Annotated in this window: 16 protein-coding genes; 8 read left to right on the forward strand and 8 right to left on the reverse strand. The window is 60.6% G+C overall.

Features of this window, described 5'->3' with window-relative positions:
* Window positions 1-73 precede the first annotated feature (73 nt).
* Window positions 74-592, reverse strand: a complete 519-nt coding sequence (locus PMI26_RS14770; RefSeq protein ID WP_007974888.1) for an ankyrin repeat domain-containing protein — start codon at window positions 590-592, stop codon at window positions 74-76.
* 97 nt (window positions 593-689) lie between these two features.
* Window positions 690-2,528, reverse strand: coding sequence for a long-chain-acyl-CoA synthetase (locus tag PMI26_RS14765; RefSeq protein ID WP_007974890.1), 1,839 nt, complete (start codon window positions 2,526-2,528; stop codon window positions 690-692).
* 355 nt (window positions 2,529-2,883) lie between these two features.
* Here PMI26_RS14765 and PMI26_RS0129630 point away from each other — a divergent pair, with 355 nt between their 5' ends.
* On the forward strand, window positions 2,884-3,162 hold the full coding sequence (locus tag PMI26_RS0129630) for a DUF3509 domain-containing protein (protein WP_033047898.1): 279 nt from the start codon (window positions 2,884-2,886) through the stop codon (window positions 3,160-3,162).
* Window positions 3,163-3,280: 118 nt separating this feature from the next.
* On the opposite strand, the gene mtnC is transcribed toward PMI26_RS0129630, so the two are convergent.
* Genes mtnC through aroC form a run of 5 tightly spaced genes read right to left on the reverse strand, consistent with a single transcriptional unit; the run spans window position 3,281 to window position 7,430 of the window.
* Window positions 3,281-3,964: an acireductone synthase gene (gene mtnC / locus PMI26_RS14760; RefSeq protein WP_007974894.1), complete on the reverse strand. Its 684-nt coding sequence runs from the start codon at window positions 3,962-3,964 to the stop codon at window positions 3,281-3,283.
* Window positions 3,965-3,968: 4 nt separating this feature from the next.
* A complete protein-coding gene (locus tag PMI26_RS14755; RefSeq protein ID WP_007974895.1) occupies window positions 3,969-4,514 on the reverse strand; it encodes a 1,2-dihydroxy-3-keto-5-methylthiopentene dioxygenase in 546 nt (181 codons plus the stop codon).
* A 20-nt stretch (window positions 4,515-4,534) separates the two neighbouring features.
* Window positions 4,535-5,161 carry a methylthioribulose 1-phosphate dehydratase gene (locus PMI26_RS14750; protein ID WP_007974897.1) on the reverse strand — a complete coding sequence of 209 codons (627 nt, stop codon included), beginning with the start codon at window positions 5,159-5,161 and terminating at the stop codon, window positions 4,535-4,537.
* Window positions 5,158-6,309 carry an MFS transporter gene (locus PMI26_RS14745; RefSeq protein ID WP_007974899.1) on the reverse strand — a complete coding sequence of 384 codons (1,152 nt, stop codon included), beginning with the start codon at window positions 6,307-6,309 and terminating at the stop codon, window positions 5,158-5,160. Before PMI26_RS14745 ends, PMI26_RS14750 begins: the two co-directional genes overlap by 4 nt.
* A gap of 29 nt (window positions 6,310-6,338) precedes the next feature.
* Window positions 6,339-7,430 (reverse strand): chorismate synthase, encoded by a 1,092-nt coding sequence (aroC, locus tag PMI26_RS14740; protein WP_007974902.1) that lies wholly within the window; start codon window positions 7,428-7,430, stop codon window positions 6,339-6,341.
* A gap of 83 nt (window positions 7,431-7,513) precedes the next feature.
* On the opposite strand from aroC, the gene PMI26_RS14735 reads away from it, so the two are divergent.
* Complete coding sequence (locus PMI26_RS14735; protein WP_033047900.1) at window positions 7,514-8,512, forward strand: alpha/beta hydrolase; 999 nt, start codon at window positions 7,514-7,516, stop codon at window positions 8,510-8,512.
* 95 nt (window positions 8,513-8,607) lie between these two features.
* Window positions 8,608-9,399 carry a hypothetical protein gene (locus PMI26_RS14730; RefSeq protein ID WP_007974905.1) on the forward strand — a complete coding sequence of 264 codons (792 nt, stop codon included), beginning with the start codon at window positions 8,608-8,610 and terminating at the stop codon, window positions 9,397-9,399.
* A gap of 83 nt (window positions 9,400-9,482) precedes the next feature.
* Here the strand turns inward: PMI26_RS14730 and prmB are convergent, their stop codons facing one another.
* Entirely contained in the window at window positions 9,483-10,391 is a 909-nt protein-coding gene (gene prmB, locus PMI26_RS14725) for a 50S ribosomal protein L3 N(5)-glutamine methyltransferase (RefSeq protein ID WP_007974906.1), read from the reverse strand.
* A 239-nt stretch (window positions 10,392-10,630) separates the two neighbouring features.
* Between prmB and PMI26_RS14720 the strand changes: the two genes are divergently transcribed.
* From PMI26_RS14720 to PMI26_RS14700, 5 genes are all read left to right on the forward strand, one after another.
* Entirely contained in the window at window positions 10,631-11,221 is a 591-nt protein-coding gene (locus PMI26_RS14720) for a cysteine hydrolase family protein (protein ID WP_007974909.1), read from the forward strand.
* 131 nt (window positions 11,222-11,352) lie between these two features.
* Window positions 11,353-11,673, forward strand: a complete 321-nt coding sequence (locus tag PMI26_RS14715) for a hypothetical protein (RefSeq protein WP_007974911.1) — start codon at window positions 11,353-11,355, stop codon at window positions 11,671-11,673.
* A gap of 78 nt (window positions 11,674-11,751) precedes the next feature.
* Entirely contained in the window at window positions 11,752-12,309 is a 558-nt protein-coding gene (locus tag PMI26_RS14710) for a Smr/MutS family protein (protein ID WP_007974913.1), read from the forward strand.
* 77 nt (window positions 12,310-12,386) lie between these two features.
* Window positions 12,387-12,932, forward strand: coding sequence for a GTP cyclohydrolase I FolE (gene folE / locus PMI26_RS14705; RefSeq protein WP_003204506.1), 546 nt, complete (start codon window positions 12,387-12,389; stop codon window positions 12,930-12,932).
* A gap of 104 nt (window positions 12,933-13,036) precedes the next feature.
* The gene (locus tag PMI26_RS14700) at window positions 13,037-13,408 is read left to right on the forward strand and encodes a glutathione S-transferase N-terminal domain-containing protein (RefSeq protein WP_007974915.1); all 372 of its coding nucleotides are present in this window, start codon (window positions 13,037-13,039) and stop codon (window positions 13,406-13,408) included.
* Window positions 13,409-13,495 lie beyond the last annotated feature (87 nt).

Consider the following 13,495-nt stretch of genomic DNA (forward strand, 5'->3'; position numbering starts at 1 on the left):
GTTCAAGACGGTATCTACAGGTCCACGCGGTTCAAATGTAGGAGCTGCCGAAGGCTGCGATCTTTTCAAGCAATCAGCCAACCAGTTTCTGCAACTGCGCAACCGTATCGGCAGCCCCCATGGTCCTGGCGGCCTCCAGCGCGGTGATGCCATTGGCGTCCTTGGCCTGCGGGTCGGCCCCCTTGCTGATCAGGTAGTCGACCACTTCGACGCGGTTGAACATCGCCGCCATCATCAGCGCCGTGCGGCCGTCGAAGGATGAGCCTTCAACCTGCGCGCCACCCTCGACCAAAGCCTTGATCACCGCCAGGTCACCCTTGAAGGCGGCGCCGGCAATCGGGCTCTGGCCGTTGTCGTTGCGGATCTCCGGGTCGGCCTTGTGCTCCAGCAGGACTTTTACCGTGTCCACATGACCGTGGTACGCGGCCAGCATCAGCAAGGTATCGCCCTTGTGGTTACGCAGGTTCGGCGGCAAGCCCTTGGTCAGCAGCGCGGCCATCATCGCCGCATCGCCCTCCCGTGCCTTGTTGAATACCTGTTCGGCAAATTCGGCGGCTTCTTCGGGGGTCATCTGGCGGCTTTTGTCTGACATTGGGCACTCCCTTTTCTGTCATTCGTAAAAGCCGACAGTTTCCCGAGCGGTCCCGGCACTGTCACTTGTTTTTTCTCATGGGCCGCCATAGCCAGATTCAATAGCGGTACTTGCCGCCGTGAATGTCGGACAACAATTGCTCCGTGACCTGCACGTAAGTCTGGGTTCCCGGCAGCCAGGCATAGATCGGATCATCACCGGTCCTACCCGGGTCGAAGGCTTCGTCCTTGAGCCGGGTTTTCTGATACTTGAACGTCCCGGTGGTTTCCATTTTCACTTTCACCCGCAGGAACAACGGCACCGCATAGGCCGGCATTTGCTCGCGGGCAAAGGCCAGCAGTTCGCTGAAGTCCAGGGTGGCCAGGGATTCGGCGGGCGTGATCGCCGCCATCCCGGCCCGGCCATTGGTGTTGCGGATTTCCACGCCGTAGGCCACGGCCTCGGAAATATGCGGGTGTTGCAGAAGGATGTTCTCGACCTCCGTGGTCGAGACGTTTTCACCCTTCCAGCGGTAGGTGTCGCCCAGGCGGTCGACAAACTGCGCATGACCAAAGCCGATGTTGCGCAACAGGTCGCCGGTGTTGAAGTAGCGGTCACCCTTTTCGAACACGTCCTCAAGCACGACCTTGGCGGTTTTCTGCGGATCGGTGTAGCCGTCCAGCGGAGCCTTGTCGTCGATTTTTGCCAGCAATAGCCCTTGCTCGCCCTTGGCGACCTTGCGCATCAAACCGTTGGCGCCACGAATCGGCGCCCCGCTGTCGTGGTCGTACGCGACCAGTTCCCAGGACATCAGGGAAAACCCGATCGTGTTGTCGAAATTCAGAATATTGGTGAACCCGATATTGCCGTCGCTGGCGGCATAGAGTTCGCAAATGTGATTCACCGCAAAGCGGGTCTTGAACTCGTTCCAGGCGCCGGGACGCAGGCCGTTGCCGATCATCTTCTTCACATCGTGCCGGCTGTCGTTGGCGCTCGGTGGTTGATCGACCAGGTAGCGGCACAGTTCGCCGACATAACCGATGGTGGTTGCCTGGTATTTGCGAACGTCGCTCCAGAATTGACTGGCGCTGAATTTGCGGCGGATGGCGAACCCGCTGGCACCGCTGACGGCCGAGCCCCAGCACACGCAAAGGCCGGTGGCGTGGTACAGCGGCAAGGTGCAATAGACGACATCCTCCGGGCGCATGTCCAGCGCGATCATGCCGAAGCTCGCGGAGCTGCGCATCCAGCGGCCGTGCTTGAACACTCCGGCCTTGGGCAGCCCCGTGGTGCCCGAGGTGTAGATATAAAAGCAGGGATCGTCGAAGAAAATCTGCCGGCTGCTGGCCGGGTTGTCGCAGGCGTCGTCGAGGCTGACGGTCATCAGGTTGATGAACCCTTCAGGGGCGATACCCGGTTGGCGAGAGGTGTCCTGATCGGCGACGAACCAGGTTCGGGCAGGCTGAATCGACACCCGATCCCGTATCGCCTGGTAGGCCGGGACCAGCTCCTCACCGACAATGATCGCCACCGGCGCCACCAGATTCACACTGTGCACCAGGGTGTCGCGGGTCTGCGAGGTATTGAGCAAGGCACTGATCGCGCCGACCTTGGCCACCGCCAGAATCGTCACCAGCAGTTCCGGGCGGTTCTCGATGAAGACCGCCACCACGTCGCCTTTGCCGATACCTTGGCCGATCAGGTGATGGGCGATGCGGTTGGCCCACTGGTTGACCTCGGAGTAACTGAGCGTGACGTCGTCCTGCAGCAGCGCCGGGCCGTCCGGGTTGCGCAATGTAGCTTGCTCGAAACTCCAGCCCAAACCACACGCCTGGGTCGGGTCCTTGACGTTGGCGGCCTTCATGCCCTTGACCACCCGGGGGATGGCCTTGGCGATGGAAGGCAGCTTGCGGAGCATCATGCCCCAGGTAATCGTGTCGTTCGACGTGCGGCTCATGATGCTCCCGTTCGCTGTTTTTTTATTGTCGGGCGGCGATGTCTGAGGCCGAAAATACGTCAAGGGTTCTTGAGCTGTACACGCGGTTTTTGAAATGTTTTGTATCTGCGATCTTGATCCGCGATCGATAGGTTGCCCGGCGAGAACCCCGACTTGAGCAATGGTTCCATCGAATCGCCAAGCGACCTCGCAAAATGCAGGATGCACGATGGTCAATCATGCAGATTGCACGACTACAAAAATCATCAAAAACAGTAAACCATTGATTTTTATTGATATTAGCCAACTAAAAACACTGGCACAAAGGCTGCAACGGTCTCTCCACGCCATTCAAGTCATCACGGAGCTGAACGACATGAGCCTAATCCAGGAAAAGTTTTCGTCCCTGTTCTCCAACTACACAGTCGCCACCCATCCCCGCCCTGATGGCGGGATCCTGCTGACCCTGAGCGGCGGCGAAGGCAAAGTGTTCAAACGCTCGATTTCCTACCAGCAATTGCACAACGGCGACCAACTGACGTGGGTCATCAGTGCGATTCGCCGCGACCTTGCCGAACAAGCCAGCGAACTGCCGCAGATTTCCTTGCTGCAAAGCCAGCAACGGTTTGCCTTGCCGACTTATCACTCGCTGTAAAACGGTAAATAAAACTGTGGGAGCGGGCTTGCTCGCGAAAGCGGAGTGTCATCCAACGTTAATGTTGACTGACACACCGCTTTCGCGAGCAAGCCCGCTCCCACAGGGTTTGTGGCGTTTAGAAAATAGCGGGATCGATCCGCGCAAAGCTGTCCACGGTGACATGCCCCACCAGCTCCCCGCCTTCGCGAGCCAGGCCGCAAGTGGCCATTCCTGCCGCGCGCGCCGCGTCGAGTTCTTCGACTATGTCCGACAGAAACAGAATCTGCCCCGCCTCGAGGTTGATCGCCTGGGTGATGTTGACGTAGGACTGCGCCTCGCGCTTGGGGCCCGAAGTCGTATCGAAGTAGCCGCTGAACAGCGGCGTCAGGTCCCCCGCCACCGAACAGCCGAAGATCAACTGCTGGGCCTGGATCGAACCGGACGAGTAAACAAACAGTTGAAGGCCATCCTGATGCCAGCGCTTGAGCGCATCAACGGCGTCCGGGTACACGTGGCCCTGCAACTGCCCGGCCTGATAGCCCTGCTCCCAGACCATGCCCTGCAACGCTTTCAACGGCGTGGCCTTGCGGTCTTCGGCAATCCAGCCCAACAGGATCTCGACGATCCGCTCGACGTCGGCGTCCGGCTCATGGCTGTCGCGGCGTACGGCGGCCAGTTGTTCGGCCACGTCGGCGCGCCCGGCGTGCTCTCGAACAAACGCCGGCAGGTGTTTGGTGGCATAGGGAAACAGCACGTCGAAGACAAAACTCACCGCGCTGGTGGTGCCTTCGATGTCGGTGAGAATCGCTTTGATCGGCATCGACTCAGTCCTCCAGACGCGGGAATTGGCTGGCGATGTCTTCACCGGTGAAATTGGCCACCCAGCCTTCCGGGTTGTTGAACAGGCGGATCGCAATGAAATGCGGGTGCTCGCCCATGTCGAACCAGTGTTTGGTTCCGGCCGGCACCGAGATCAGATCGTTCTTCTCGCACAGCACGGCGTAGACGTAATCGTCGATGTGCAGGGTAAACAGGCCACGGCCGGCAACGAAAAATCGCACTTCGTCTTCGCCATGGCGGTGTTCGTTGAGGAACTTGGCGCGCAGTTCGGCTTTTTGCGGGTGATCGCTGTTGAGGCTGATCACGTCGACGGTGATGTAACCGCGCTCGGTCATCAACTGGTCGATTTGCGCTTGATAGGCGCCAATCACTTCTTCCTGGGTGGCACCCGGCTGCAGCCGGGTGGCGGCTTGCCAACGGTCGAAGCGTACGCCTTGTTCGGCCAGGGTCGAGGCGATGTCTTCGAAATGGGTCAGCACCTTGTTGGGGATTTCAGGGCTGGAGACGTGATAAACGGACAGGCTGCTCATCAGGGCAACTCCTTAACGATTCATGCTTTAACGTTCAAGAGCGAGCGCATCTTCAACTCGCACTCGAACAAAAATTCAAAGGCCTCGATCTGCCGCAGGGCATCGCTCATGCGCGCACCCCAGGTGTACAGGCCATGGCCGCGAATCAGGTAGCCGACGCAATCGGGATGGGCGTCCAGCCAAGGCTGCACCTTGGTGGCCAGGCGCGCAATGTCCTGATCGTTGTCGAAAATCGGCACACGCACCCGGGACTCGTGGGTCGTCACGCCGCTGAAGGCTTTTTGCAGTTCGTAGTCTTCGAACTCGATGAAGTCTTGCGGCGTCAGGCGTGACAGCACGGTGGCATTCACCGAATGGGTGTGCAGCACCGCGCCGATCTCGGGCCGCCAGCTGTAAAGCTGAGTGTGCAGCAGGGTTTCGGCGGACGGCTTCTTGCCAGGCTCCAGGCTATTGCCTGACAGGTCGGTGGCCAGCACATCATCCATGCCCAACTGGCCCTTGTGCTTGCCGGAGACGGTCAGCAAGGCTTCGGTCGGCGACAGGCGGGTCGAGTAATTGCTGCTGGTGGCCGGCGACCAGCCGCGGCCATAGAGAAAACGCCCGGCGTCGATGATTTCCTGGGCGAGGTGTTCACGGGTAAGGCTCATGGCCTGTCCTCTTGCATACATGTGGCAATGATAACGGCAGCCGCGAGCGCTGCGAGGCTGGCAATACTAAAGGTCAATGCGGCGCCAAGGGCGTTCCAGCTGTAGCCGGAATACAACGCACCCAATGCACCGCCGGTACCGGCCAGGGCGGCGTACAACGCCTGGCCCTGCCCTTGCTGGCGTGCGCCGAAGCTACGTTGCACGAATGAAATGGCAGCGGCGTGAAAGCTGCCGAACGTCGCCGCGTGCAACACCTGGGCAAACAACAGCACCCACAGAAACTCCGCGAGCGAGCCCAGCAATAGCCAACGCAGCGCCGCCAGCAGAAAACTGGCCATCAGTACCCGACGCAATGAGAAGCGCGTGAGGATCCTGCTCATGGCCATGAACATCAAAACTTCGGCCACCACACCGACCGCCCAGAGCATGCCGATCACACCGCGGCTGTAACCCAGCCGCTCAAGGTGCAGCGTCAAAAACGTGTAATACGGTCCATGGCTCATCTGCATCAGCGCCACGCAGGCGTAAAACACCAATACACCGGGGCTGCGCAGTTGCTTGAGGAATCCCTCCCCCGCCACCCGGTTACCCGGTGCCGGTTGAGCGTTCGGCACCCACAGGCTGCTGAGCACGATGCCGGCCAGGATCAGCACCAGCGCCGCGGGGTAGATGTCCAGGCTCAGCCATTCGAACAACCTGCCCAACGCGACCACGGTGATGATGAAACCGATCGATCCCCACAGGCGAATCTGGCTGTAGCGCGAGGTCTGCCCCTGCAAGTGCGCCAGGGTGATGACTTCGAACTGCGGCAACACCGCGTGCCAGAAGAACGCATGCAAGGCCATGACCATCGCCAGCCAGGCGTAGGTCTTGCTGACAAAAATCAGCGAGAAGGTCAGCAGCGTGCACACCGCGCCGAAGCGCACGATGGCCAGCCGCCGCCCCGTAAAGTCGCCCAGCCAGCCCCAGATGTTCGGCGCCACGCAGCGCATCAGCATCGGGATCGCCACCAGCTCGCCGATGCGCGCGGCACTGAATCCCAGGTGATCGAAATACAGCGCCAGAAACGGCGCTGTCGAACCGAGCAAGGCGAAATAGAACAGATAGAAACTGGAGAGCCGCCAGTACGGGAGCGCCGCAGTCGCCATCAGACGGCTGCGACCAGGAGGTCAGCCATTTACAGCTGACCCAGCACCGGCGTGCTCACACGCACATCGGCATTCTGCCCACGGTGACGCAGCAGATGATCCATCAGCACGATGGCCATCATCGCCTCGGCGATCGGCGTGGCACGGATACCGACGCACGGATCGTGACGGCCCTTGGTGATCACTTCCACCGGGTTGCCATGGATGTCGATGGAACGGCCCGGCGTGGTGATGCTCGACGTCGGCTTCAGCGCCAGGTGCGCAACGATAGGCTGCCCGGAGGAAATGCCGCCGAGAATGCCGCCGGCGTTGTTGCTGAGGAAACCTTCCGGGGTCATTTCATCGCGATGCTCGGTGCCGCGCTGGGCGACGCTGGCGAAACCGGCGCCGATTTCCACGCCCTTGACCGCGTTGATGCTCATCAGCGCATGGGCCAGTTCGGCATCGAGACGGTCGAAGATCGGTTCGCCCAGGCCTGGCATCACACCTTCGGCCACCACGGTGATTTTCGCGCCGACCGAATCCTGGTCGCGGCGCAACTGGTCCATGTAGGCTTCCAGTTCCGGCACTTTGTCCGGATCCGGGCTGAAGAAGGCGTTCTGCTCGACCGATTCCCAGGTCTTGAACGGGATTTCAATCGGCCCGAGCTGGCTCATGTAGCCGCGAATCACGATGCCCTGGCTGGCCAGGTATTTTTTCGCAATCGCACCGGCCGCGACGCGCATCGCGGTTTCGCGGGCCGAGCTGCGACCGCCACCACGGTAATCGCGCTCACCGTACTTGTGGTGGTAGGTGTAGTCGGCGTGGGCCGGGCGGAACAGGTCCTTGATCGCCGAGTAGTCCTTGGACTTCTGGTCGGTGTTGCGGATCAACAGGCCGATGGCGCACCCCGTGGTGCGGCCTTCGAACACGCCAGAGAGGATTTCGACTTCGTCGGCTTCCTGGCGCTGGGTGGTGTGGCGGCTGGTGCCGGGCTTGCGGCGGTCGAGGTCACGCTGCAGATCCTCCAGGGATATCTCCAGGCCCGGCGGGCAGCCATCGACAATGGCGACCAACGCCGGGCCATGGCTTTCGCCCGCGGTGGTGACAGTGAACAGCTTGCCGTAGGTATTGCCGGACATGCAGGACGCTCCGTGAAATGAACCTGAATACGTAATGCGCGCCAGTATACGCAGGCTACCCAAGTAGTTCATCCTCGAACCTTATGGGTGCCTGTGAGTCAAACCGGCATCTTCTTGATGATGGCGTGATGATGCTGCGAGTTCTAGCCTTGAGCCTTACCCTGATTTCCGGCTTCGCCCAGGCGACTGTCCTGCAACGGCCGATCACGTTGGACACCGGCACCGGCGAGCTTTTCGGCTCTTTGCTGCTGCCCAAGTCCGACAACCCGGTCCCCGTTGTCCTGATCATTTCCGGCTCCGGCCCTACGGATCGCGACGGCAACAACCCTGACGGCGGACGTAACGACAGTCTCAAGCGCTTGGCCTGGGTACTGGCCAAACACAACATCGCCAGTGTGCGTTACGACAAACGCGGTGTTGCAGCAAGCCTGGCCGCGACGCCGGACGAACGCAATCTGACGGTCGACGCGTACGTTTCCGACGCCGAGGCCTGGGGCCAGAAGCTCAAGACGGATCCGCGTTTCGGCAAACTGATCGTGCTCGGGCACAGCGAAGGCGCCTTGATCGCCAGCCTGGCCGCGCCAACCATCGACGCCGATGCGGTAATTTCCGTCTCGGGTAGCGCGCGACCGGTCGATCAGGTGATCCGCCAGCAACTGGGCAATCGCCTGCCACCGCCGTTGTTGGCGCGCAGTAACCAATTGCTCGACAGCCTCAAGGCCGGGAAGCCGGACGACAATGTGCCGCCACCCTTGCAGGCCATTTTCCGTCCGAGCGTGCAGCCGTACCTGATTTCCCTGTTTCGCCAGGACCCGGCTGCAGCGTTTGCTCAGTTGAAAATGCCGGCGCTGATTATCCAGGGCAGCAACGACATCCAGGTCGGCGTCAATGACGCCAGGCTGCTCAAGGCCGCCAAACCGGACGCCGAACTGGCACTGATCGAGGGCATGAACCACGTCATGCGCATCGTGCCCAACGACGTCAAACGTCAGCTGGCTTCCTATAAGGACCCGCAATTGCCTCTGGCGGCGGAACTGGGCACGCGAATCCTCGGGTTTATTGACGGACTTCGCACCAGTTAAGGTTTGCCCTCCAGTCTTGAAAAAAACGGCCGATAAGCCTTTGTCGCCAACACATTGGTTGGCGACAAGCTGAGCTTGGACAGGATCTCGCCGTTATGACTGACACCCAGACTTCACCCGACACCCCCGCTGAAACAGAAGCACCGCCAGCGGTCGAGCTGCCCTGGGCGGACGTCCACGTCGAGCACCACAAGATGCTCCGTCTGGCGCCGCTGAAGACTGACCGCAATACAGGCGGGCGCCCATTGCGCTTTGTCGAGTTCGGCTATGCCGAGCGCAACGACAAGGCGCGCAGCCTGATGCGCATGAGCATCACCCTGCCCGCCCAGCGCGTGCGCAATGAACAGAATCAGCTGGATGTGTGGGTTGATCACGCTGAAAAGCGCGTGCATTTCGGACCGGAAAGCGGTTTGCAGGTCGAACCTCTGAACCGCGGCATCGGCCGATTCATGATCGCCCAGGGCATCAACTGGGCGAAGAAGCGCTGGCCCACTTACACCGTCGACGGCTTTGACCTGAACAACAAGGAAGCGCTCAACGAAGACACCCGCCAGCGCCGCGATCATTTTTTGCGCGTGCACGGTTTCGACGTGGTGTATGCCGATGCCCAGCATTTGAAAGGCAGCGTCCAAGCAGTCAAGGTCGGCGACCTTGCGGGGGACTGGAACAGCGAAAAACTGCAGGTCGTGGAGATTCTCGAGGCGGCACAGATGCTCCAGCAAGCCGAGCAGAACCTGGCCGAGCAGGAAGTCAAACTCAAGAAACACGAAGAGAAGGTCAGCAAATACAAACGCGAAGACGCCGCGCTGCGTTTCACCATTACGTGCCTGGTGGCGTTTGCGGTGTTTCAGGCGGGGTTGTTGATCTGGATTGCCACGCACCGTTGAATCAAAAGATCGCAGCCTGCGGCAGCTCCTACATGGAATGCGTATCCCTGTAGGAGCTGCCGCAGGCTGCGATCTTTTGCTTTCTAAACGCGGGAAGCAAACAACGCCTGATGCTCCCGGCACTGCTGCGCGCTCAGCATGAACACACCGTGACCACCGCGCTCGAATTCCAGCCAGGCGAAGTCGACTTCCGGGTACAACGCCTCGACGTGCACCTGGCTGTTGCCCACTTCGACAATCAGCAAGCCTTTCTCGGTCAGATGATCCGCCGCTTCGGCGAGCATGCGTCGCACCAGGTTCAAACCGTCATCGCCGCAGGCCAGGCCCAGTTCCGGTTCGTGCTGGTATTCGTCCGGCATGTCGGCGAAATCTTCCGCATCGACGTAGGGCGGGTTCGACACGATCAGGTCGAAACGTTGTCCCGGCAGGCCCTCGAAACCGTCCCCCTGCACCGTGTACACGCGCTCATCGACACCGTGGCGCTCGATGTTCTGGTTGGCCACTTCCAACGCTTCGAACGACAGATCGGCCAGCACCACTTCGGCATGCTGGAACTCGTAGGCGCAGGCGATGCCGATGCAACCGGAGCCGGTGCACAGGTCGAGAATCCGCGCCGGCTCGTTGGCCAGCCACGGGGTAAAACGGTTTTCGATCAGTTCGCCAATCGGCGAACGCGGAATCAGCACGCGCTCATCGACGATGAACGACATGCCGCAGAACCAGGCCTCGCCCAGCAGGTAGGCCGTTGGCACGCGCTCTTCGATGCGGCGCTTGAGCAGCAGCTGCAGGTGAACCACTTCGTCTTCTTCCAGATTGCAGTCGAGGTAGCTGTCGGCGATTTCCCACGGCAGGTGCAGCGCGCCCAGCACCAGTTGACGGGCTTCGTCCCAGGCGTTGTCGGTGCCATGGCCGAAAAACAGATCCTCCCCATGAAAGCGGCTGACGGCCCAACGGATATGGTCACGCAGGGTGCGAAGGCGGGAAGTGATCACGACGGCAAACTCCAGAAAAATCGACGGGCGATTCTACCAGTCAAACGACGCCACGACGACGCGGGAAAACGACCGACCGAAATGTAGGAGTTATCCGTTTTTTCGCCAGGCTATTGAACAAAACGTGACTATTGACAAGGCTACAGGCCAGCAACCACGGCACCTACGATCGTAGCGATTCACAGAACCGCTCAGCCAGAGGACAATGGCGCAAAAGCCCCACTCCAAGGAGCCCCAGAATGTCCGTTCCAAAAACGATGTTTCAACTCAGCGGTCGCGGTTATCCGGCAGCCAAACTGAGTCATGCGACCCTTATCATCATCGATGCCCAGAAAGAGTATTTGAGCGGGCCGCTGGCCCTCAGCGGCATGGATGAGGCCGTCGCGAACATCAAGCAGTTACTCGCCGCGGCCCGCGCCGCCGGCCGGCCGATCGTGCATGTCCGCCACCTGGGCACGCTCGGTGGCATGTTCAACCCGCAAGGCGTCGGTGGTGAATTCATTCCGGGTCTTGAGCCACAAAGCGACGAAACCATCATCGGCAAATTATTGCCGAGTGCGTTCCACGGGACCGAACTGGCCAAACGCCTGGAGGACCTCGGCGCCCTCGACCTGATCGTCTGCGGCTTCATGAGTCACTCGAGCGTCAGCACCACGGTGCGCGCCGCGAAGAACCTGGGTTTCCGCTGCACGCTGATCGAAGACGCCTGCGCCACACGCGACCTGCCCTACAAGGGCGGTGTCCTGAGCGCCGCGCACGTTCATCAGACCGAAATGGCGATCATGGGCGACAACTTCGCCACCCTCGCTCTGACCTGTGAACTGATCTGATCGACGCTCAATGAGCGGCCTGGAGCGCCGCTCATCCGCAAAAACCTCGCATTTGCCGTAATTGTCTTAGCCTCAGGAACATCCCGGTCAACTCCCGGTCGAAGGGCCGATACCCATTGAGGAAGGTCGGAATGAAGTTATCCGATGGTTTTGACGCTCGCCGCTTGCGGCCCAAAGGCCAACGCAACTGGCGTTTTCGAATCGGCGCGACGTTCGCGGCATTGCTGGCGATGTGCGGCGTGTTGCTCGCCATGGCCGGTGCCGCCGGCCTGCTCGGCCACGCTCCCGCCCTGGGAGAATTGAACACCAGCCGCACCGGTGCTGCCGTGATCCTGGCCATCGGCCTGTTCGTGCTGTACCTCGGTGTCTGGCTGTGGCGCCGGTGCCGCCGTCGCTCGCGGCAGTCGCGGGAACTGGCCATGTCCCCGCACCTGATGAAAAAACACGACTGAGCCAAGCGCCGCGCGCGTTTTTGTCGCGCCCGATTCGCTTCGAGTTGGGTAAACTGGCCGCCCTTCGCGGAGGCTGACATGCAAGACGACGATTTTTCCCTGTTCAAAAGCGCGATCCAAGGCGTCAAGCCGATCAAGCACGATCGCGCCGAAACCGGCAAACCCAAGGCTGACCGTGCGCAGATTGCCAAACTGCGTCAAGCGGCCACCGTGCGCACCGAATCCACCACCGTTGACGGTCTGTCCGATCAGTTCGTCATCGACGTCGGCCCTGAAGACGAGCTGATGTGGGCGCGTGACGGCGTGCAGGAAAGCCAGATGCGCAAGCTCAAGATCGGTCAGATTCCATTCGAAGGCAGCCTCGACCTGCACGGCATGAGCGTGGAAAAGGCCCGGGAAACCCTCTGGGCGTTCCTCGCCGAAGCAACCAGATTCGAAATCCGCTGCGTGCGCGTCACCCATGGCAAGGCGGTACGCCTGGACGGCAAGCGGCCTATGATCAAAAGCCACGTCAACACCTGGCTGCGCCAGCATCCGCAAGTGCTCGGCTTCACCTCGTGCCAGGCCAAACATGGCGGTGCCGGGGCGGTTTATGTGATGCTCAAACGCACCATGATGGAAGGCCGCGACGAGTAAAGCTGATGCGCCACGCTTGCAGCGTCGTGTCCGTCACCGTACCCTTGCCCTTTGCGTAAAATCCCACAGGTAGTTTCATGTCCCTGGAACAGAATTACACGGCGATCCTCGGCCAGCTCGGCGAGGACGTTTCCCGCGAAGGCCTGCTCGACACGCCAAAACGTGCCGCCAAAGCCATGCAGTACCTCTGCCGCGGCTATGAACAGACACTGGAAGAGGTCACCAACGGTGCCCTGTTCAGCTCCGACAACAGCGAAATGGTGCTGGTCAAGGACATCGAGTTGTACTCGTTGTGCGAACACCACCTGCTGCCGTTCATCGGCAAGGCGCACGTCGCCTACATCCCGAGCGGCAAGGTCCTGGGCCTGTCGAAGGTGGCGCGGATCGTCGACATGTACGCCCGCCGCCTGCAGATCCAGGAAAACCTCAGCCGCCAGATCGCCGATGCGGTCCAGCAAGTCACCGGCGCCCTGGGCGTTGCAGTGGTGATCGAGGCCAAGCACATGTGCATGATGATGCGCGGCGTGGAAAAGCAGAATTCGTCGATGATCACTTCGGTGATGCTAGGTGAATTCCGCGAGAACGCCGCCACCCGCAGCGAATTCCTCAGCCTCATCAAGTAATTCGCGGCACGAAGAAAACCGGCATTCATCGCCGGTTTTTTTTCGTCCGCGAAAAATCAGGTAAGCTGCGCGCCCTTCTTCGTTAGCACCGTGAGGCTTTCAACGTGTTCGTAAAAGCGCTTCGTGTCGGCCTTGGCCAACTGATCATCTTCATCGACTTCCTGACTCGCCCAAGCAAAAAGCAGCGCCCTGCCGCCGCCCAGGCCCAGGTTGAATCCGCCGCCAAGGGGCTGACCCTGTATCAATTCCACGCCTGCCCGTTCTGCGTGAAGACTCGCCGCACCCTGCGCCGCCTGAACGTGCCGGTGGCCCTGCGCGATGCGAAGAACAACGAACAGGATCGCCAGGCCTTGCTCGAGCAAGGCGGCAAGATCAAGGTGCCGTGCCTGCGTATCGAAGAGAATGGCCAGACCACCTGGATGTATGAGTCCAAGGTGATCATTGATTATCTGGACAAGCGTTTCGCGGCAGCCTGATTTGCTTGTGGTGTTCTGACGGACGCCTTCGCGAGCAAGCCCGCTCCCACAGGGGGAACTCGGTCACCTGTGGGAGCGGGCTTGCTC

This window comes from Pseudomonas sp. GM33 (assembly GCF_000282295.1).
In the GTDB taxonomy this organism is placed as follows: Bacteria; Pseudomonadota; Gammaproteobacteria; order Pseudomonadales; family Pseudomonadaceae; genus Aquipseudomonas; species Aquipseudomonas laurylsulfatiphila.